This is a genomic window from Desulfovibrio intestinivivus (assembly GCF_053570665.1).
In genome coordinates this window covers 1847075-1867321 of record NZ_JBRBQT010000001.1, presented here as the reverse complement: position 1 = coordinate 1867321, position 20247 = coordinate 1847075, and the positions used below count along the sequence as shown (strand labels likewise).

Sequence of the window (20247 nt, the reverse complement as noted above, 5' to 3'; positions counted from 1 at the left end):
ATAAATAAGCGGCATGAAAACCACTCAATCCGACCTGTTGGAATTGATTTTGCCCGGCCTGCGCATTGCGCCCCTGCTTCAGAAAGACCTGGACGATGCCCAGGCCCATCTGGATGACCTCACCAAACCGCAGGGCAGCCTTGGCCGCCTCGAAGACCTCGCCCAGAGGCTCTACGCCATGAGCGGCGGGCAAGCGCCCATCAGCGTCAGCCCTGCCATCATGCTTACGGTTGCTGGCGACCACGGCGTTGCCGATCAGGGCGTTTCGCCTTTTCCCAAGGCCGTGACGCGCCAGATGGTGCAAAACTTTTTCAACAACGGCGCGGCGGTCAATGTTCTGTGCAAGACCTCGGGCATGGATCTGCGCGTGGTGGACGCAGGCTGCGATGGCGGCCCCTATGAGCCGCACTCCATCCTCATTGAGCGCCGTCTGGGCGACGGCACCGCAGATATGAGCCAGGGCCCGGCCATGAGCCGCGAAACATGCCTCAAGGGGCTGCGCATGGGCGTGGAACTGGCGCACCAGCTTGCGGATAATGGGTACCGCTGCCTCGGCGTGGGCGAAATGGGCATTGCCAACAGCACGGCAGGCACGGCCCTGTACTGCGCCTTGCTGCACTTTGACCCCGAGCAGATGACAGGCCCCGGCGCTGGCGCGGACCCCGACATGGTGCGCCACAAGACCGAAATCGTGCGCCGCGCGCTGGCAGTCAATGCTTCCATGCTGGAAGGCGACGACCCCATCAATATTCTGGCCGCCTTGGGCGGATTTGAAATTGTCCTCATGGCCGGGCTGATGCTTGGCGCAGCCTCGCGCCGCCTGCCCGTGCTGGTTGACGGCTTTATATGCAGCGCGGCCTATGTGGCGGGCCTGCACATCTGCCCCCAGCTTGCCGACTACGCCGTGCTTTCCCACGCCTCGGCAGAGCCGGGCCACGTACGCGCGCTCTCCAAGCTGACCGGCGGCGAAACCCGCAACAATCCGCTGCTGCACCTGAGCATGCGCCTTGGCGAAGGAACGGGCGGCGCTGTGGCCTATCACCTGCTGCGTTGCGCTGCCTCCGTGTACAACGACATGGCGACTTTCAGCTCCGCAGGCGTGGCGGGCAAAACATGCTGAATCAGCTTGCGCCGGACCAGTCTTCCGCATCCGCCCTGCTGCGGCTGGAGGATGTCTCACGGGTGTTTGACATCCGGCGAGGGCTGTTCGGCGAAAGGCGCTCTTTGGTTGCCGTAGACGGCGTTAGCCTGAGCCTCGCCAAGGGCGCAAGCCTTGGTCTGGTGGGCGAATCCGGCTGCGGCAAATCCACCCTCGGGCGTCTGGCCTGCGGGTTGCTGGCCCCTTCTCAGGGGCAGGTGCTGCTTGATGGCCGCTCCCTGCCCCCCGCCGGGGCGGACAGTTGGGCTGCCGGGCGCATTCAGATGATCTTTCAGGATCCTTTTTCGTCCCTCAATCCCCGGCTCACGGTGGGCAATTCCGTGGCAGAGCCGCTGGCGGCGCGCGGCGTCTCCCGCGAGGAACGCCATGCACAGGCCGAGGCCATGCTGGCTACCGTGGGGCTTGAAGGCACGGGCCGCCGCTATCCGCACGAGTTTTCCGGGGGGCAGCGGCAGCGCATTGCCGTGGCGCGGGCGCTCATCACCCGGCCAGACGTGGTTGTGTGCGACGAACCTGTTTCCGCACTCGATGCCTCGGTGCAGGCGCAGGCGCTCAACCTCCTGCGCGAAGTGCAGGAGCAGTTCGGGCCAGCCTATCTTTTCATTTCGCACGATCTGGCGGTGGTGGGCTTTCTGTGCCGCCATATCCTGGTCATGTATCTGGGCCAGATTGTGGAAGAAGGCCCCACCGATGCCATTTTTGGCGGCGCGGCGCACCCCTATACACAGGCTCTCATGGCTGCCATGCCCACCGGGAGCCGCCGGGGCGAACCCATTGCCGCGCTGGAAGGTGAATTGCCAAGCCCCTTGGCTCCGCCCGCCGGATGCCGCTTTCACCCGCGTTGCCCCAAGGCAAAGGACATTTGCCGCCACGAAGCCCCACAGTGGAAGGAACTTGGCTCCGGCTGGCGGGCAAGGTGTTGGGAGGCGTAATTTCGCTTTATGCGCCTTCCCGGCGCGGGTTGATTAGCATTGTTGCCCTTCGGGCACGAGGTTCCGCCCTCCGGCGGAGTATGGGACGCCTGTGCGGCGTGCGATTTCACATCCCCGGCGAGGGATGCCCTTTGGTTCTTGCTGCCCTGCGGGCACGGCGTTTTCGCCATCCGGCGAAGTTGGGACGCCTGTGCGGCGCGCAGCAAGGCGGGGCCGGTTATGGGGCTGTGCCCGCCAATCTGATGCCAAACCCGCAACGCGGTGTTTGGGCCGCCATCGGCGGTATGGCCGCCGGGCGGAAAGGCACGGATATCAGTCGCTGACGGCGCGGCAAAGCCGCGACCCGCTCCTGATTTCCGGTCGCGTTGACTGCGTCAACACTCCGGCCCCCCTTGCATCCCTCCCGAAGCACCTCCCTAAGAAAGGTTTTCAACTTCCATAAATTGGCGAGGGCAACGCGTCTTATGCTGCGGGAGCTTCCCTCACTCGCTACGCTCGTTCAGGTGATCTCCCTCCGCGCCGCGTAAATGCCAGAGGATGCTTTCGCTTTGAATGTGAGTCCGTTTCAGCCCACGATCACGGGCAGAATTGACTATTGAAAAAACTACGCGCAACTGGAACCGAACTGCAATCCTCACCACGCTCCCGCTCTCCCTGTTGTAACCACACTTCCCTCCTACCCAGCCGAAATCGCTACTACCTCACACTTGCGGCAAAAACTAGTTCTATGTCGAATCACAAGACAACTCATTAGCCCAGAAGCAATATTTCCCCTATCCCTGACGCTCGCTGACCCTCTGAACAACAAAAATCTAACCCGATCCACGGGCTTTTGCCTTCTCTCTAGCTGCCCTTATGCTTTTCCTTACAGTCACCATAAGGAGCAGGTCGTGGCGTCGCCTTCCTTAAACTCGCCGGAGCAGCGCGGAGGCGATGGCTGGTGTTGGGCGAATTTGCAAAATACGCGTTTTGCGGTCTGAAAAGGAAGCGCCGGGATTTTGAACGCAGCGTACTCAAGTACGTGAGCATCAAAATCCCGGCGCTGACGCATTCAGGGTGCAAAAGTCGGGTTTGCGTAAATCAGCCTGACAGGCTCACCCACTCCACCAAGCTCTTCCGACTCTTTTGCCTTTTCTGACTTTCTTGCCTTTAACTGCCTTTCACCCACTAGCCATCATCAGAAGCAGGTCGTGGCGTTGCCTTCCTTATACTCGCCGGAGCCAATGCGGAGGCGATGGCTGGTGTTGAGTGAATTTGCAAAATACGCATTTTTCTGGCCGGACAAGGAAAAATCCTGTTTTTGAGCGCAGCGTACTCGTGTACGTGAGCATCAAAAACAGGATTTTAACGCAGTCAGGTCAAAAAAGTCGGGTTTGCGTAAATGCGCTCGACAGGCTCACCCCGCCGCCAAACTTTCCCAGCCTTACTGTCTTATTTCTACCGCACAGGCTACCCTGCGCAGCCTCTACCGTTCAAAATAGGTGTACCCGCGCAACCCGTCTTCAAATGCCTGCATAATGGCAAACCGGTCGCTGGCCGAAATCCGCCCTTGCCGCACAGCCTGCTCCGCCGTACTGCGCAGATCTTCCAGAATGCGGCGCGGTTCATATTCCACATAGCTCAGAATATCCGCCACAGAGTCACCCCTGATTTCGCGCACATACTCATAATTGCCGTCATCCCGCACCCTGATGGAAACAACGTTGGTGTCGCCCATAAGGTTGTGCAGATCACCCAGGGTTTCCTGATACGCACCCACCAGGAACACGCCAAGGTAGTATTCCTCGCCGTCCCGCAAGGGGTGCAGATCAAGGGTGGGCTTCATGCCCTGCGGGTCAATGAAATGGTCAATCCGGCCATCAGAATCGCAGGTAATATCAGAAATAATGCCCTGCCGCGAAGGAAATTCCTTGAGCCGATGCACGGGCATAACCGGGAACAGCTGGTCAATGGCCCAGGAGTCGGGCAAGGACTGGAACACGCTGAAGTTGCCGTAATAGATGTCGGCAAGGCTCACGTCGATATCCGCAAGATCGCGGGGTATCGTCTTGAGCCGTGTTTTCTCCTGAGCAATGCGCATGATGATGGCCCAGAAAAACCGCTCGGCCAAGGTGCGCTGACGCAGATTCACCCGCCCGGTCGAGAACAGCTGACGCATCTCGTCCCGGTAGTAAATGGCATCGTTATAGCACTCCTGCAAATTGCGCAGGGTGATGTTGGCAAGGGTTTCGCGCAGGTTCTGCACCGGCTCCGGCGTACCTTCGGGCAGGGTGTCGGGCAATTGCACTTCTTCCACCATGCTCACATCAAGCACGTTAAAGAGCAGCACGGAATAGTAGGCCACTGTGGCGCGGCCGGATTCCGTAATGATGTGCGGATGCGGGATCTTCTGCTCATCAAGAATGCTCATGATGGCTTCAACAATGTCGGCGCTGTATTCATCGAGCGTATAGTTGCGCGACGAAACATAGTTGGTGTGCGAACCGTCATAGTCCACAGCCAGACCGCCGCCAAGGTCAAGATAGCCCATGGGGGCGCCTTCCTGCACCAGGCCCACGTAAAGGCGCGCGCCTTCCATGACACCGGTACGGATGTCGCGAATATTGGAAACCTGCGACCCGAGGTGGTAGTGCAGCAGCTTGAAGCAATCAAGCATGTCGTTGGCCTTGAGAGTATCCACCACGTCCACGATCTGCGCGGGTGAAAGGCCAAAGGTGGAGCGTTCGCCGCCGGAATCCGTCCAGTGGCCGCTGGCCTTTACGGCCAGCTTGGCGCGCACGCCGATGTTGGGCCGCACGCCGAGCGCCTTGCTGCGCTCAAGCACAACTTCCAGCTCGCTGGGCATTTCGAGAACAAAGAGCACGTTAAAGCCAAGGCGCAGAGCCTGAAGCCCAAGGTCGATGAATTCTTCGTCCTTGTAGCCGTTGCAGACAATGCAGGCCTCGCGGTCGCGCATGAGCGACACGGCGGCAATGAGTTCCGCCTTGGAGCCGACCTCCAGGCCGTGATGGTAGGTGGAGCCGAACTGGGCTATTTTTTCCACAACCTGCTGCTGCTGGTTGACCTTGATGGGAAAAACGCCACGGTACGAACCCGTATAATTCAGATTTTTGATAGCCTTGCGGAATGATTCGTGGATATTGGCAATGCGCGAATCCAGAATGTTTTCCACGCGCAACAGCACGGGCATATCATACCCGCGCTCTTTCAGCCCGGCGATAACTTCCGGTATCGAAACCTGCGGCCCCTTGGGCCCCTGCGGACAAATCACAACTTCGCCCGCATCCGACACGTCAAAATACCCGGCACCCCAATTACGGATGCCGTACAGTTCGATGGAATCTTCCACCCGCCACTGCTGCAATGCGCGGTTTTTTGCCAATTCCTGCTCCTGGAGCGCCGCAAGGCGCATATATAATGTTGATTCAGCTCCGAAAATGGGGCGTTAGGCTGCCGCCGTTCAAAAAACGACCACAGATGGTTGCACGAAAAATGCGGCGTAATTATGCCGTGACCGTGCCGAATGTCAATCATCGCAAAAAGGGCGGCAAGCGCAGATTGTTAGGTGCGTGGCTAACTATCTTCTTGACGGCGGGTACTCCTTGCTTCATTTTTTCTCTTGCGCGCAACGGCCTTATGTCGGCTATTTCACACTTATGGGGAACGCCATGAAACCAGCCCAGAATCCCCTTCCTCTCCTCCTGCTTTTTTTTCTGCTCGCCCTTGGGGCCTGCTCGCAAGACGACAGCAAAAAAAATGCTGTGCCGTCTGCCCCTGTGCGGGTTGAAGCCGTTGCACGGGCCGATGTGCCGCGCCTGCTGCATGCTGTGGGCAACGTGCGGGCTTCTGCCTCTGTGGGGGTAAAGCCCCGCGTAACGGGCGAAATTCAGCAGGTTCACTTTACCGAAGGTCAGAATGTGCGCGAGGGCGCCCCGCTTATCACCATTGACCCCCGCCCCTTTGAGGCCGCGCTGCGCGAAAAGAAAGGGCAACTTGCCAAATCGCAGGCGCAGCTTGCCAAAGCCCAAGACGACATGAACCGTTACGGCAAGCTCGTGGGCGGCGGTTACGTAAGCCGCGATGCCTATGAGAAGACCGCGACCGATGCGGCGGCCCTGCGCGCCACGGTGCAGTCTGACAAGGCAGCTGTGGAAAGCGCCGCCCTTGACCTCAGCTACTGCACGGTGGTGGCTCCCATCAGCGGGCGAGTGGGCGCACTCAATGTGGACAAGGGCAACATGGTCAAATCAGCTGACGCCACAGTTATTGTCAGCATAGACACGCTTTCGCCCATTTATGTGGGCTTTTCTGTGCCAGAGGCGCACCTGCCTGTCATCATAGAACAGATGGCGCAAACAACGGTATCGGTTTCTGCAACGCCTGCCGGGGGCGCGACGGAAAAAGGCCTTCTCACCCTTGTGGACAATACGGTAGACACGCGTACCGGCACCATCCGGCTGCGCGCCACCTTTGAAAACAGCCAGCGCCGTTTGTGGCCGGGGCAATTTGTGCAGGTGGAGCTGCCGCTGGGCATGGCCGCCGGGGCTCTGACCGTGCCCACACGTGCCGTGCAGTCTGGCCGGGACGAATCCTACGTGTACGTGGTGGATAAGGACAGCCGGGCCAGCTATCGCAAGGTGAGGCCGTTGTTTGAATACGCTGACCGCACGGTTGTGGACGGCAACGTGGCCGAGGGCGACAAAATTGTGGTGGATGGTCAGGTACGGCTGGCTCCGGGCCTGATGGTCAAGATCATGGACTGAAACTTTACAGAAGCAAACCAGTGCCGCACACAACGGCCTGATATTTGCATATTTTCGGGCAATACCAACAGGCGGTCAATTTTTCCACATGGCCGCCGCGCGCTCAAGCGCGAGTGCAATGACGCAGCAAGGCGTCAAGCCTGAGGAGAAGCCCGATGGAACTGGAATTCCGTTTTCGCAATAATGATCTGGGGCCTGTTTTTCCTACCTTTCAGGAAAGGGTCAACTCCATGCTGCCCGTGAACAGGGCAGAAAGTACCCCCGCGGCCCCGGCAGCGCCCGCTGACGATGACGTCAGCACCTCCGCCGCGCCGGTTCTGGAACAGACTGTTCCCGGCACCCCGCACATGCTCAATTCTGATGAAATGCGTCAGGCCCTTGCTCAGGTGGAGCAGGAAGCCATGCAGCACAGTCAGGATCTTGTGCAGGTGCATAGCGGCCTGAACGAACAGCGCGTTGCGCGTTTGCTGGGCCTGCTGGACTAGACCGGGGCTGCCCTCGCCCTAACGGAGCAATTTCTAACAAGAATTGCTCACCCCTGTATTTCGCCGGATGGCAAATTGCTCAAACAAAAGCCGTTCCCGCCTTTTTCGGCAAGGAACGGCTTTTGTCGTTGCTCAAAATCCTTTTGGCGTGCGCTGTACAGGCTATTCCTGAATGAGCGCCCGCACGTTTCCGAGCAGCAGGCAACAAAGAGCCGACATCTCGCGGTAAAACACCGTATTGGCGCATTCCGAAGCCTTTTTCAGACAGTCTCCAGCCTAGGCCAGGATGTGCTCGTCCATAAAAGCCGCCAGCGCAGCCGCCGGGGATTGCCCCTGGCTTGAGGCAACGGCCCCGTCCATGTTCTGCACAAGAAAAAGAATGAAGGCCAGTTCCAGCCCCAGATGGTCCTCGGGCTCGTGCCCGTCCCGCTCTGCGGCAATGCCCCACGCCCTGTAGCAGTCGCGCACTTCCTGGGTTCTGCGGCCAAAAAGCAGGCGGTCTTTCTCCCGCCACACGGATTCCCACGGCGCGGCGGCAGGCTGCGGCCCGGAAAACAGGGCCAGATGATCCATGTGCAGATCCAGGTACAGCGCGCGGCAGGAGCCCTGCGCCGCCTCTGCCGGATAGGCTGCCGTAAGGGCGGCAGTGCGGCCCTCCGGATCAAGAGCCTCGCCCCAAAGCTTTTCAGCCAGCTCTGAAGGCCTGAAACATGACCAAGCACCAAAACCTTGCAAAAGCCCGCCGCCAATGACGCCGCGCAGCAGGTCTTCATCCGGCGAATTCTGGAAAATGCGGCTGCAAAACTGCAAAGCCACAACGTATTGCGTCAACTGTTCCTGTTCCATATGTATTGATGCGGGGGCCAGATGGCCCCCGTAGAGTTTGCCGTGCCTACATGCCCAGGCGTGAATAGGAAAGATAAAAAACAAGCCGCCCGAACACTTCACCCAGAACAATCAGGAGAAATGCGGGAACCGCCAGCGCCGGACGAAATCCTTTGCCCTGCATGCCACGGGCCGCAGCCAGAGCCAGCAGTACAACGCCCAGACCCGAGGCCAATGCGTGCAACCCGTGCGACCAGGCAATACACGCCGGGGGTAGCAGGCGGGAACCCGGATTGACAAGGGCAGACTGCTCAGGCATTGCCAGCGGCAGGCTCACGGCCATAAGCACAAGGCCCAGCACCGCCCACACAAGGCAGGGGCCCAGTGCGCGCACGGGTGCGGCTTCCTTGCACAGGCTCAGCACCACGCCATGCCAGGATCCACCCAGCAGACATGTGGAAGCCAGAAAGGCTGTAAAAACGCCCCAGTTGCGCCAGCCGGGCATTGTGGCCTGATTGTAAACGCAGCTCATAACGAACAGCAGCGCTATACCGCACAGGCCCGCCACGATCATGGCTTTCTTCTCGCCATCCACCGCATGCTTTTTGCGCCCGACCACCACCAGCCACAGCAGGGCAATCCCCACAAGGCCGATCATGAGAATTTCGCGGCTGAGCCACGACTGCGTCACGTGCAGCAAGGTAAAGGGTGCATGCAGGGGCGTGCCCAGATGCACAAAACTGATGATCACGGCCACGGCAAACAGAAGCAGCGCCGCCACATTCTGCCGCCGCACGCCTTCACGCAGTGCGCGGTCGGCTTCGTTGCCAAGCACGCACTTGCCCACCAGCACCATGCCTACGGCCATCTGCACCAGCAAGGTAAAGAATACCAGCGGAAATTCCTGAAGATACTCCATGTTACATTTCCTCCGGATTACGGATGCAGCCCATGTTGCTGCCCACAGGCTGCGCATTGTGAGGCGGCGTAATCACAAGACAGGGGGAGGTCACGTTCTGCTCCGGCAGCGGAGCCACATGCACGGCATCGCCGAACTGCTTTTTCAGGTCTTCATATTCGCCAAAGTGGATGGCCCGCATGGGGCAGGCTTCCACGCACAGGGGTTTGAGCCCGGCTGCCAGCCTGTCCTTGCAGAAATCGCACTTGGTCATTCTGCCCATCTGCTTGTCATACTGAGGGGCGGAATAAGGGCAGTTCCACTCGCAATAGCGGCACCCCACGCACTTGTCGGGGTCCACGCTCACAATGCCCTGCTCGTCCTTGTGCATGGCTGTGGTGGGGCAAACCTTCACGCACACGGGGTTCTGACAGTGGTTGCAACTGACGGACGTATAGTAGGAGAACACGTTCTGGTCATACGTGCCGTTGGCGCGGCGCACCCATTTGCCGCCCGTGTACTCCGCCACGCGCCGCCACATGACGCCCTGAGGCAGGTCGTGGCCGTCTATACAGGCCACCATACATGTTTTGCAGCCCGTACAGGCTGTCATATCTATATAAAAAGCCGGCTGTTTCACAATAAATCTCCTCAATGCAGACAGTTCCGCGCAACAGGCTAGATTTTAACCACATCCACAAGATTGGTGTGCTGCGGATTGCCTTTGGCCAAGGGGGTCATGTGCGTTTTTGTCAGGGTGTTGATGCACCCGCCCTGATCCACGCCGTTTTTGTCCGGGGTGTACCATGCGCCCTGCGGCAGGCTGAGCACACCGGGCATGATGCGCGGCGTCACCTTGACCCGCACGACCACAGCGCCGCGGTCGTTGAACACCTTGACCATGTCATCGTGCCTGATGCCGCGCTGCGCCGCATCGGCCTCGTTCATCCAGAGCTGCTGCGGGGCAACCTGCTCAAGCCAGGGAATGTTGGCGTAGCTTGAATGCGCGCGCCCCTTGTAGTGGTGGCCGATAAGCTGGAAGGGATGTTTTTTCATGCCCTCATAATCGCACGGGCCTTCCCATGTTTTTTCATGCACGGGTATGGCGTAAATAGCATCGCCCTCGGGCAGTTCCCAAGTCTGGTTCAGATCCCACAGGCGCTTGGAGAATATTTCGATCTTGCCCGAAGGCGTCTTGAGCGGATTGGCCGCCGGATCGTCACGAAAAGCCTTGAAGGCAACCTTTTGCGGCATGGGGAACCACTTGAACAGGCCGATCTTTGAAGCTTCGTCAAAGGATTCCGGCAGTTCCGGCTTTTTGGCGCGGGCCTGGGCGTAAAGGTGCTTCACCCAGTCAAGCTGGCTGCGGCCCTCGGTATATTTTGCCGTCAGATCGGGCAGGCCCAGAAGCTTGCCGATTTTTTCGCTCAGGGCCGCGCAAATATCATACTGCGAGCGGGTCTCGAACAGGGGTTCAATGGCCTTGCGGGCAATGAGCAGGGAGCTCTGATCCACCTGATAGCCCTGCTGGATGATGTCGTCCTGTTCCAGCGGCGTCACGGAAGGCAGGAGGATATCCGCAAATTTTGCCGAAGCCGTCATGCGGTTTTCCACCACCACAATGCACTCGCACTTGCTTTCATCTTCAAGAATCTTGCGTGTGCCGTTGATGTCCGAATGCTGGTTGATGAGGGCGTTGCCCGAGCTGTTCCACAAGAACTTGATGCCGTGATCCAGCTTTTCCTTGTTGCGCAGGCCCATCTTTTTGGCAGTCACCTGGGTGTAGTCATCAATGGCGTTGACCCAGGTGTAGAAAGAAATGCGCGTCTTGACCGGATTAGTGCCTTCGGGCATGCGTGGAAAACCGATCTGGCTCACGCTTTCCGCACTGCCGGAACCGCCCCCGGCAATGCCCACGTTGCCGGTAAGGATGGCAAGCATGGCAATGGAACGGGAAATGGTGTCACCGTTGGCGTGGCGCTGCGGCCCCCAACCCTGAATAACGCAGCAGGGCTTGGTGGAGCCGATCTCGCGGGCAAGGCGGATGATCTTTTCCGCCGGATACCCGGTGATGGTTTCCGCCCACTGCGGCGTTTTCGCCGTTTTATCCGGGCCTTCGCCAATGATGTACGCGCGGTAGCTGTTGCCTGCGGGCACGCCCTCGGGCATGTGCTCCTCGTCAAAACCAAGGCAGTGGGTGTCCACAAACTGCTGGTCAACCAGCCCTTCGTTCATGAGCACATAGGCAATGGCCGCGATAAGCGCGCCGTCAGAACCGGGGCGGATGGGCACCCATTCGTCCCCCAGCTTTGCCATGGAATCCGAATACCGGGGATCAACCATGATGATGCGGGCATTGCCCTTTTTTCTGGCTTCAAACAACTCATAAGAAAGGCCGCCGCCGCTCTGGCGGGTTTCAAGAATGTTGCAGCCAAACATGACGATGAGCTTTGAGTTAGCCATGTCATTGATGGTATTGCCCGCATTGATTCCGTAGAGATATGGAATGGCTGCTGAAATCTGGGCAGTGCTGTATGTGCCGTATTCGTCCAGATGCCCACCAAGCAAATTGGCAAGCCTGAAAAATTCGTTGCGGCGCGTCATGCCGCTGGACGTTGTGCCCGAGCCGTACAGGCGGTGGATGGACTCCGGCCCGTAGGTGTTCAGTACGCGCACCCATTCCTTGGCCACGGTATCGAGGGCTTCGTCCCAGGAAATGCGCTCGAACTTTCCTTCGCCGCGCTTGGCGCCGGGTACGCGCCGCATGGGGTACTTAATGCGGTCGGGCGAATAGGTGTATTTACGCATTGAACGCCCGCGCAGACAGGCGCGGATGGCCCTGTTGTTGGGGCCGTCATCGGAATTATCCGTTTCCACGCGCGTAACGCGGCCATCTTTGACAAAGGCGCGCAGCGTACACTGCGAGCCGCAGTTCACCACGCAGCCGGAATAAAAGCACTGCTCGCCCGCGCCATACGGCGGCTGGGTGGCGGCACGGGCCAGACCAAGGGGCAAACCACCGCCCAATGGCAAAAGGGATGCACCGCCAAGCGCGGTACACCACTTGAGAACTTCGCGCCGGGTCACTTCCCTGTGCGCGAGCAAAGGCGGGGTGGAGTCGGAATATTTTTTCATCACAATCCTCATTCTGTGCCGCAGACGCGGCAAGGTAACCTTTCCCCTCCGGGACAGGAGGGGGAAATCAGAGTAGGGGCAAACCCAAGAGCAGGTGAAGACAGGACTGAATCAAAAGGACATAGGCCACGTATTGGCACTCAGGAGTATCGGACAAAATCCACGGGGTGGGCGATGGTTCCTGGCGGGCGCGCTCCATCTGACGGAGCGCCTCAAAAGTGGGGAGCTACTGTTCCTTGCACATTATTCAGGCTGTTGCGAGGTTGAAAAACCGCAATATTCACGCTCGTTGCCATAACCGTTACTGTTACCCTCCATTTTACAGGAAGGCAATACCGCCGGAGTCGGCCTCAACGCATGCGTTTTGAGCAACTTTGCATTTTCAGGATAGCCGCTTGCGCAGCATGTTCAGAAAAATATGAGCAGTTTACGATCGGGATTGCGGAGAATGCATGGATTTGTTCTGCCCGGTACTACACTGTGAGGGGGCAGGCCTCAGGCAAAAAAATGCCGGGCTGGAACCGCTTGATTCCAGCCCGGCGACAGAGATGACTTGCGGCCTTAGAATTCCAGGCACAGCCCCACGGGGCAGTGGTCTGAACCAAAGACGTCCGTTTCAATCCAGGCATCGCGCACAGCCGGCACTAGCTCCTGCGATACAAAAAAATAGTCGATACGCCAGCCCACGTTCTTTTCCCGTGCGCGGCTCTTGTACGACCACCAGGAATAGCTGTCTGCCTTGTCGCCATGCACATGACGGAAGGTGTCCACATAGCCCATGGCTGTAAAGCGATCCAGAAAGGCCCGCTCTTCGGGCAAAAAACCCGTATACTTTTCGTTCTGCTTGGGGCGCGCTAGGTCAATGGGCCTGTGCGCTATATTAAAATCCCCGCAAACCACAATAGGCTTGCTCTTGCGGCATTCTTCCGCATAGGCGAGAAAGGCGTCGAAAAAGCCCATTTTGTAAGGCACACGCTTGAAGCGGCCCGTGGGCTTGCCGTTGTCGTCCAGTTCTTCCGCACCGCCATTGGGAAAGTAGCCATTAAAAAAGTGGAACTGCGGGTACTCCAGATGCAGCAGACGGCCTTCGCCCTGAAATTCCGGCTGGGGCAGCTCTATGCTGACATTCAGCGAAGGTATCTTGCTGAATACCGCCACGCCCGAGTAGCCCTTTTTTACCGTGCTCCACGACCAGTGGGATTCCCATCCGTCAGGATCGCGCACGTCTTCGCTCAACTGGTCAGGGTGGGCCTTGGTTTCCTGCAAGGCCACAACCTGCGCTTCAGTACGCGAAAACCATTCCCATTCGGGCTTGCCCGCCACGGCGCGCAGGCCATTGACATTCCATGAAACAAGCTTGAGCTGCATACGTCCTCCTGCCGCAGCATAGCCTTGCCTTGCTTTGCGGGCAAGGGGCCTCAGGGATGGCTTTATCTGCAACGCATTGCCAGAACGGGCTTTTTGCGGTATCAAGAATGTGGGCGTATATACGCCGCCAAACCCTTTTCGGGACATTTTTCAAGGAGTCGCTTATGGATATTTTGCCAATTCGTCGCGCTATTCTGAGCGTTACGGACAAAAGCGGCCTTGTGGAGTTTGCCACGTTTCTTACCTCGCGGGGGGTGGAGCTTATCTCCACCGGCGGCACCCAGAAGGCCCTTGAGGCGGCCGGGCTGGCCGTTACCGCAGTAAGCACGGTAACAGGATTCCCAGAGATTCTGGGGGGCCGGGTCAAAACCCTGCACCCCAAGATTCATGCGGGCATTCTGGCCAACAAGGACGAGCCGCAGCACATGCAGACCCTGACGGAAAAGGGCATTCGCCCCTTTGACCTTGTCTGCGTCAACCTTTACGACTTTGCAGGCGCGGTGGAACGTCACCTCTCGCTTGAGCAGGCCGTGGAGGAAATTGACATCGGCGGCCCCTGCATGCTGCGCGCTGCGGCCAAGAACTTCCACAGCATTCTGGTGCTGCCCTCGCCGCAGTGGTACACCGCCGCCATGGAAGAAATGGAAAAAGACACCACCGTGGGCCTTGAGTTCCGGCAGGTCATGGCCTCGCGCGCTTTTGAGGCAACCTCGCGCTATGACGCACTGATCACCTCGTATCTGCGTCCCTAGGCTTGTACACAGCCCACGCACCGCATTTGTTCACGCACCCGCAGCCCTGCCCCTTTTGAGGTACAGTGGTTGCGGGTGCGGTTAACATTTTTTCGTTCAGGAGCTTCCCATCCCAAAGCCAGAAGGTAACGTTCAGGGGCTCAAGCCGAGCCAGCTTGCAGCACTCACCCGTCTGTTCAACCGTCGTTTCCCGGCGGAAGAAGTCTACACCGTTGACCAGGCGCGGGAACTCTCCCTGCTTTCACGCGCCGTGGGGCGGCAACTGGGCCTGCTCATCGACCGCAAGGGCCGGGTGCAGATGGTTATTGTGGGCGAGGCGGGCAGCATCATGATCCCTGAACTGCCGCGCGGTCGCAGCGGGCAGGAACGCCTGCGCGGCCTGCGCCTGCTGCACACCCACCTTTCCCCCGGCGGCATCAGCCAGGAAGACCTGATGGATATGCTGTTTCTGCGGCTGGATGCCGTGGTGGCGCTCACCGTGAACCCGGTTGGCGAGCCCGTGCAGTGGCAGGCGGCCCATCTTTTGCCCAATCCTTCGGGCAGCCAGCCCTATCATCTGGATACGCCCCAGCCGTGGGACCGCACGGAATCACAGTTTGTAGCCACCGCGGAAGCCCTGGAAGAAGAGCTGGCCCGCAAGGCAGAGGACGCCCGCGAGGCGGACGATACCCCCCGCGCCATGCTGGTTTCTGTAGGCACGCAGCCACGCATCATTCAGGAACGCAATCTGGACGAACTGGCGGAACTGGCCCGCACCGCAGGCTTGACCGTTGCCGGGCGCATGGTGCAACGCGTGGCGCAGATCAACCCGCGCCTCATCATGGGCAAGGGCAAGGTGGCAGAACTTGAAGTGCTGGCCCTGCAAGGCCGTGCAGGCATGATGGTTTTTGACGGCGAGCTTTCGCCCGCTCAGTTGCACAATCTGGCAGACATCACCGAGCGCAAGGTCATTGACCGCACCCAGCTTATTCTGGATATTTTTGCCCAGCACGCGGTGAGCCGCGCGGGCAAGCTCCAGGTGGAACTGGCCCAGTTGCGCTATACGCAGCCACGCCTTGTGGGTAAAAATCGCGCCATGGACCGCCTCATGGGCGGCATTGGCGGGCGCGGCCCCGGCGAAACCAAGCTGGAGACCGACCGCCGCAAAATCCGCGAACGCATGGCCCGCATCCGCAAAGAGCTTGACCAGTTGCGGCGGCAGCGCTCGTTCACCCGCGCCAGGCGCTCACGTCAGGGCATCCCGCTGGCGGCCCTTGTGGGCTACACCAATGCGGGCAAGTCCACCCTGCTCAACACGCTTACCCGCTCGGAAGTGCTGGCCGAAAACAAACTCTTCGCCACGCTTGACCCCACCACCCGACGGCTGCGCTTCCCTGCGGAAAAAGAAATCATCATGGCCGACACCGTGGGCTTTATCCGCAATCTGCCCAAGGAGCTGATGGACGCCTTTCGCGCGACCCTTGAGGAGCTGGAAGCCGCCGATCTTTTGCTGCACGTTGCCGATGCCTCGCATCCTGACCTCTTGCAGCAGATAAGCGCTGTGGAAGGCATCCTCGCCGAAATGGAACTGGATCACATGCCGCGTCTGATGATTCTGAACAAGTGGGATCAACTGGAAGCCCCGGCTCGCGCGGAGCTGGCGGATGCCTTTCCCCATGCGTTGACGATTTCCGCCATGAACGGCGAGGGCTGCAAGGCTTTGCTGGAGGAGCTGGAGCTTTTATTGCTGCGGCATCCTGCGAGCATGATCGCGTCTGATGCGCCGACAGTACTGAATTAGGGGGAGATGCCTGCGCGGCGGCGATTGATTATTTTTGCTGCCCTGCGGGCACTGGGTTCCGCCCTCCGGCGGAGTTTGGACGCCTGCGCGGCGTGCGGTTTCGCCTAGCCTGCCAGAAACTAATTCTTTTTGCTGCCCTGCGGGCACTCGGTTCCGCCTTCTGGCGGAGTTTGGGACGCCTGCGCGGCGTGCGGCAAGGTGGGGCCGGTTATGGGGCTTCGCCCCCTTCTCGGCCCCCCTTGCATCCCCCCCGAAGCACCCCCTAAGAGCGCTTTCAACTGCCTCAAAACAACGAGGGCAACGCGGCCATAGCTGCGGGAGCTTCCCTCGCTCGCTGCACTCGCTCAGGTGATCTCCCTCCGCGCCGCGTTAATGCCAGAGGGCGCTTTCGATCCGATCAAAATCCGCTTCAGCCAAATATGAGTCGCAATTATAGATACTAAAGAAAAACACTTAGAATCTATTTTGAGAGTTTTAACGCCCAAAGCCCCTGTTCCAACACGGCTATCTAAAGAGCTCGTGGCCTCTCGACCACACTATTCTTCAAACATCTCAGAATAAAGGCCAACCAAATTTTTCCTTGGCATGCGGATTCGCTCGTAAGTATTCGTTCGTATCCAACCAAACTTGATGGGAGTATTGTTTTCTGTATTGAATGCGTAGGCGACTCTCCGCCATTGACTGTCCGGGGTTCTGTCCCACATGAGTGCTACAAATTCCTTATGCTCAAATTTGTAAACTGGAGCAACGTCATCCGTTGCATCAGGGTAAACGCGTGCACCATTAGGGTTTGTTATTTCGGCCACCGGGGTATTAATCCCCATGCCCTGGCGCAATGATGCATATTCACACGCGGGAATACTAGAAATTTTTACTGCAATATCTCTTCTAAATTCAAGCACATAAAAAGCAATCAAAGGGATAATCACACACTGGATAATTACATTAATAAGCAACCTGGTTCCGGGCGACAATGTTGCCATCTTCGTCTGAAGGTCGGATGCGCCGGAATTTGAATTTAAATAGGCGCTTGCTGCTGCATAAGCTGCCCTGCATTGTCCCTCAGAAATTGATGACAAATCATTAGTGTGTGATTCAACATCATTAATAAGTGTTTCAAATTTCTTTGCACTGACTTGCTGAGAGCCGCATAGCCCGTCAGGCAACTTACACCTAAGTTTTTCAAAATCCCCCTTTAATTTTTTGCTTGCATCTATACTAGACAGATATTGATCGACACCAACTCCATCGTATTGCGTAAGGAGTTTTAGCAAAGGAGAAAATTTACTTTTCTGTTCGTAATATCTTTGCCACTGCTTAGCAGAACGGCCAATACTGGAATTTTGATGAAAAGATGAAACAGAAAGGCTTGATTTAAAGTCTATGATCTTCCATTGATCAACAATGGACTTCATCACACTTGATAAAGAATTATTCCAACCGGTAGAGTTCAGCTTACTTCCAATGCCTGCGATGCAATTGATCTGTTCGAGATCGTTTTCTAGTTTTTTGAATGGCGATGCATCATTTAATCTGCGTTTAAGTGTCGCCTGTGGCTCAGTAATTTTATTTATAATATTCTTTAAATAATTCTCTTGGTTTTGTTCAAAAATTCTAATTTGACCATAGAGTGAATTATTAAATGCATCCATTTGCTCTCGAAATAGCCTTGTGCCTGATTCTTCCAATTTTTTTTTAGAAGTATCGTCAAGATTTATTTTCCTCAACTTGGCCTTACTCATAGCTAATCTACTCGCAAGCTAATAATAACAATCATTTTTATCTTTCAGACTGCCACCGCAATACCCAAAAAGCAGGTGCCAAGTATCTCCGACAAGCGTATTGCTTAACGGACTTTTCCTTCACGCGCTGCGCTCGCCAAGGTGATCACCCTCCGCGCTTCCTTAATGCCGGAGAGCGCTTTCGCTTTAATTAATATCTTTTTCAGCCCAATACCACTGATCTCGCCAAAATTCAGGGATTAGCTTTGTCTCTTTCTCAGTAGCCCTAAATATTCTGGCATCACCACGCGTGGACAAATTCTGACAGAAAACAAAGAAATGTGCTACTTCAACAAGGTACTTGCGATAATGGCAAATTCCATTCAACAATGACCAGATGGGAAGTTTGTGAGTCAGAAAACTCCACCGCCATCAGGAGATGGTCGTGGGGTCGCCTTCCTTAAACTCGCCGGAGCAACGCGAAGGCGATGGCTGGTGTTGGGCGAATTTGCAAAATACGCTTTTTGCGTCCTGAAAAGGAAGCGCCGGGATTTTGAGCGCAGCGTACTCATGTACGTGAGCATCAAAATCCCGGCGCTGACGCATTCAGGGCGTAAAAGACGGGTTTGCGTAAATCAGCATGACAGGCTCACCCCGCCACCAATCCCTTCTTACTTCGCCCTATGCGCTCGCAAATTTACCCTAAATCTTCGTCACGCCATCCTTGTCGGCGCGATTCCCCGGCACAGGGGCCTTCTCCGGCGCTTCCTTGGGCGTGGGCGCTACCGGCGCAGGCTTTTCAGGAGCAGCCGGAGCCTTCTGCAGCGCATACTCTCTGGCAGTGCTTTCCATCACGGCCTGCCCAACCACCAGCCACTTCTCGCCCACCTTGCGCAGGGCAAGCCAACTGGTCATGCGGGCGGGCGTAGTCACCTGCGCCACCGCCGCATCGGCCCCAAGCTCGGTAACCTTGGCGGCCTTCAGACTCTCAGGCACCCACGGACAGTCAGGAGTGTCAGCCTTGCCGCACTGGGCTACCAGCTCGCCCGTGCTCACGCCGCGCATATACTGCTTTTGCAAGCGCGCCTGCATATCCACAACGCTGCCCAAAAGGTCTTCCATACCACCCAGCCCGAGCAAACGCCCCATGGAATCCAGGGCGTTGAGCGCCTGATCTTCGCGCGTCATATTTTTAATCTGGTTGGTTGCAAAGGGCTTCATGTCAATTTGCGCCAGAAAAGCCGCGCCGTCATTTTTGTTCAGGGCGTCGGCCACATCATTCAGCGCCTTCTGCGGGCCGGAAGTAACGCAGGCCGCAACCAGTGCGCCCATCAGCAGCACCAGCGGCAACAGCAAACCACGGCGAAACAACATCATAACTACCTCTCTTGCGCACAAAAAAGTTTGGGTTTGAATGCGCTTTGCTTATTCTACGCCGTGCGGGCGCAAATGCAAAGTGCATCCCGTCGGCCCAAGCCCCCTTGCGGGGCTTTTTTTCCTTGCGCCCTTCTGCTACACATGGGCCACACGCCGCGAACGGAACAAGCCATGAAACGCGGCGGCAGGAGGCTTAGAATGAAAGTCATCATCATGTGCGGCGGCAAGGGTACGCGTCTGCGCGAAGAAACCTCGGTCAAACCCAAGCCCATGGTCGAGATCGGCGGACGGCCCGTGCTCTGGCACATCATGTCCATCTATGCGCGCTTTGGCTTCAAGGATTTCATCCTGCCCCTTGGTTACAAGGGCGAGGTCATCAAGCAGTATTTCCATGATTACAACATCCGCAATACGGATTTTACGGTTGACCTCAAGAGCGGCAACATTACCACCTACCCCAATCCCATTGAAGACTGGCGCGTAACCCTGTGCGACACCGGGCAGGAAACGCAAAAAGGTGGACGCCTCAAGCGCGTTGCCAAGCACATTGACACCGACCGCTTTATGGTTACTTACGGCGACGGCGTTGCCGATATCGACCTGAACAAGCTCATCGAATTCCACAAGCAGTCGGGCAGCATCGGCACCTTTACCGGTGTGCGCATGCCCTCGCGCTTTGGCACGGTGCGCACCGATGCCAGCGGCAAGATCCTTTCGTGGGAAGAAAAGCCCGTGCTGGACGAATTTATCAACTGCGGATTTTTCGTCTTCAAACGCGAATTTCTTGACTACCTCACCGAGGACGAAGCCTGCGATCTGGAAAAAGAACCCTTGCAGCGGCTGGCGGCGGAAGGGCAGCTCTCCATGTATCCGCACCCCGGCCAGTGGCAGTGCATGGACACGCTGCGCGACTCCATCAAGCTCAACGAGATGTGGGACGCGGGCAAGGCCTTCTGGATCTAAACGGCGCTTCGCAACACTTAGTTAAAGCTTCGGCTGCGGCCTGCCCGTAGCCGAAGCTTACTTCACAGGCTGCACATCCCCTTTCCGCG

Annotated in this window: 15 protein-coding genes; 7 read left to right on the top strand and 8 right to left on the bottom strand. The window is 57.6% G+C overall.

Features of this window, described 5'->3' with window-relative positions; all coding sequences use genetic code 11:
* Positions 1 to 13 precede the first annotated feature (13 nt).
* Together cobT and ACUZ9P_RS08015 are read left to right on the top strand one after the other, a co-directional pair.
* Positions 14 to 1120: a nicotinate-nucleotide--dimethylbenzimidazole phosphoribosyltransferase gene (gene cobT / locus ACUZ9P_RS08020; protein ID WP_449249315.1), complete on the top strand. Its 1107-nt coding sequence runs from the start codon at positions 14 to 16 to the stop codon at positions 1118 to 1120.
* Positions 1114 to 2091 carry an ABC transporter ATP-binding protein gene (locus ACUZ9P_RS08015; RefSeq protein WP_449249314.1) on the top strand — a complete coding sequence of 326 codons (978 nt, stop codon included), beginning with the start codon at positions 1114 to 1116 and terminating at the stop codon, positions 2089 to 2091. Before cobT ends, ACUZ9P_RS08015 begins: the two co-directional genes overlap by 7 nt.
* A gap of 1465 nt (positions 2092 to 3556) precedes the next feature.
* On the opposite strand, the gene speA is transcribed toward ACUZ9P_RS08015, so the two are convergent.
* Positions 3557 to 5473 (bottom strand): biosynthetic arginine decarboxylase, encoded by a 1917-nt coding sequence (gene speA, locus ACUZ9P_RS08010; RefSeq protein ID WP_449249313.1) that lies wholly within the window; start codon positions 5471 to 5473, stop codon positions 3557 to 3559.
* Positions 5474 to 5759: 286 nt separating this feature from the next.
* Here speA and ACUZ9P_RS08005 point away from each other — a divergent pair, with 286 nt between their 5' ends.
* Together ACUZ9P_RS08005 and ACUZ9P_RS08000 are read left to right on the top strand one after the other, a co-directional pair.
* Positions 5760 to 6854 (top strand): efflux RND transporter periplasmic adaptor subunit, encoded by a 1095-nt coding sequence (locus tag ACUZ9P_RS08005; RefSeq protein WP_449249312.1) that lies wholly within the window; start codon positions 5760 to 5762, stop codon positions 6852 to 6854.
* 155 nt (positions 6855 to 7009) lie between these two features.
* Positions 7010 to 7339, top strand: coding sequence for a hypothetical protein (locus ACUZ9P_RS08000; protein ID WP_022658059.1), 330 nt, complete (start codon positions 7010 to 7012; stop codon positions 7337 to 7339).
* Between the two features lie 276 nt (positions 7340 to 7615).
* Here ACUZ9P_RS08000 and ACUZ9P_RS07995 read toward each other — a convergent pair whose 3' ends face one another.
* The 5 genes from ACUZ9P_RS07995 to ACUZ9P_RS07975 form a co-directional block, all read right to left on the bottom strand.
* Complete coding sequence (locus ACUZ9P_RS07995) at positions 7616 to 8185, bottom strand: TorD/DmsD family molecular chaperone (protein WP_449249311.1); 570 nt, start codon at positions 8183 to 8185, stop codon at positions 7616 to 7618.
* 46 nt (positions 8186 to 8231) lie between these two features.
* The gene (locus ACUZ9P_RS07990; protein ID WP_449249310.1) at positions 8232 to 9083 is read right to left on the bottom strand and encodes a dimethyl sulfoxide reductase anchor subunit family protein; all 852 of its coding nucleotides are present in this window, start codon (positions 9081 to 9083) and stop codon (positions 8232 to 8234) included.
* Position 9084: 1 nt separating this feature from the next.
* On the bottom strand, positions 9085 to 9702 hold the full coding sequence (locus ACUZ9P_RS07985) for a DMSO/selenate family reductase complex B subunit (RefSeq protein WP_449249308.1): 618 nt from the start codon (positions 9700 to 9702) through the stop codon (positions 9085 to 9087).
* A 38-nt stretch (positions 9703 to 9740) separates the two neighbouring features.
* Positions 9741 to 12197 carry a DMSO/selenate family reductase complex A subunit gene (locus ACUZ9P_RS07980; RefSeq protein ID WP_449249307.1) on the bottom strand — a complete coding sequence of 819 codons (2457 nt, stop codon included), beginning with the start codon at positions 12195 to 12197 and terminating at the stop codon, positions 9741 to 9743.
* 561 nt (positions 12198 to 12758) lie between these two features.
* A complete protein-coding gene (locus ACUZ9P_RS07975; protein ID WP_324836913.1) occupies positions 12759 to 13565 on the bottom strand; it encodes an exodeoxyribonuclease III in 807 nt (268 codons plus the stop codon).
* A 164-nt stretch (positions 13566 to 13729) separates the two neighbouring features.
* Here ACUZ9P_RS07975 and ACUZ9P_RS07970 point away from each other — a divergent pair, with 164 nt between their 5' ends.
* Both ACUZ9P_RS07970 and hflX read left to right on the top strand, forming a co-directional pair.
* Positions 13730 to 14317, top strand: a complete 588-nt coding sequence (locus ACUZ9P_RS07970; protein WP_298996290.1) for an IMP cyclohydrolase — start codon at positions 13730 to 13732, stop codon at positions 14315 to 14317.
* A 250-nt stretch (positions 14318 to 14567) separates the two neighbouring features.
* Entirely contained in the window at positions 14568 to 16097 is a 1530-nt protein-coding gene (gene hflX / locus ACUZ9P_RS07965) for a GTPase HflX (RefSeq protein ID WP_449249306.1), read from the top strand.
* Positions 16098 to 16633: 536 nt separating this feature from the next.
* Here hflX and ACUZ9P_RS07960 read toward each other — a convergent pair.
* Both ACUZ9P_RS07960 and ACUZ9P_RS07955 read right to left on the bottom strand, forming a co-directional pair.
* A complete protein-coding gene (locus ACUZ9P_RS07960) occupies positions 16634 to 17839 on the bottom strand; it encodes a hypothetical protein (RefSeq protein WP_449249305.1) in 1206 nt (401 codons plus the stop codon).
* A gap of 681 nt (positions 17840 to 18520) precedes the next feature.
* The gene (locus ACUZ9P_RS07955; RefSeq protein WP_449249304.1) at positions 18521 to 19195 is read right to left on the bottom strand and encodes a hypothetical protein; all 675 of its coding nucleotides are present in this window, start codon (positions 19193 to 19195) and stop codon (positions 18521 to 18523) included.
* Positions 19196 to 19393: 198 nt separating this feature from the next.
* Between ACUZ9P_RS07955 and rfbF the strand changes: the two genes are divergently transcribed.
* Positions 19394 to 20158: a glucose-1-phosphate cytidylyltransferase gene (rfbF, locus tag ACUZ9P_RS07950; RefSeq protein ID WP_449249303.1), complete on the top strand. Its 765-nt coding sequence runs from the start codon at positions 19394 to 19396 to the stop codon at positions 20156 to 20158.
* Positions 20159 to 20247 lie beyond the last annotated feature (89 nt).

Bases quoted from the DNA above. Each gene is read 5' to 3' on its own strand.
- ACUZ9P_RS07995 (WP_449249311.1), bottom strand. From the start codon at position 8,185: ATGGAACAGGAACAGTTGACGCAATACGTTGTGGCTTTGCAGTTTTGC.
- ACUZ9P_RS07990 (WP_449249310.1), bottom strand. From the start codon at position 9,083: ATGGAGTATCTTCAGGAATTTCCGCTGGTATTCTTTACCTTGCTGGTG.
- ACUZ9P_RS07980 (WP_449249307.1), bottom strand. From the start codon at position 12,197: ATGAAAAAATATTCCGACTCCACCCCGCCTTTGCTCGCGCACAGGGAA.
- ACUZ9P_RS08015 (WP_449249314.1), top strand. From the start codon at position 1,114: ATGCTGAATCAGCTTGCGCCGGACCAGTCTTCCGCATCCGCCCTGCTG.
- ACUZ9P_RS07975 (WP_324836913.1), bottom strand. From the start codon at position 13,565: ATGCAGCTCAAGCTTGTTTCATGGAATGTCAATGGCCTGCGCGCCGTG.
- ACUZ9P_RS08005 (WP_449249312.1), top strand. From the start codon at position 5,760: ATGAAACCAGCCCAGAATCCCCTTCCTCTCCTCCTGCTTTTTTTTCTG.
- cobT (WP_449249315.1), top strand. From the start codon at position 14: ATGAAAACCACTCAATCCGACCTGTTGGAATTGATTTTGCCCGGCCTG.
- rfbF (WP_449249303.1), top strand. From the start codon at position 19,394: ATGAAAGTCATCATCATGTGCGGCGGCAAGGGTACGCGTCTGCGCGAA.
- ACUZ9P_RS07970 (WP_298996290.1), top strand. From the start codon at position 13,730: ATGGATATTTTGCCAATTCGTCGCGCTATTCTGAGCGTTACGGACAAA.
- ACUZ9P_RS07960 (WP_449249305.1), bottom strand. From the start codon at position 17,839: ATGAGTAAGGCCAAGTTGAGGAAAATAAATCTTGACGATACTTCTAAA.
- ACUZ9P_RS07955 (WP_449249304.1), bottom strand. From the start codon at position 19,195: ATGATGTTGTTTCGCCGTGGTTTGCTGTTGCCGCTGGTGCTGCTGATG.
- ACUZ9P_RS08000 (WP_022658059.1), top strand. From the start codon at position 7,010: ATGGAACTGGAATTCCGTTTTCGCAATAATGATCTGGGGCCTGTTTTT.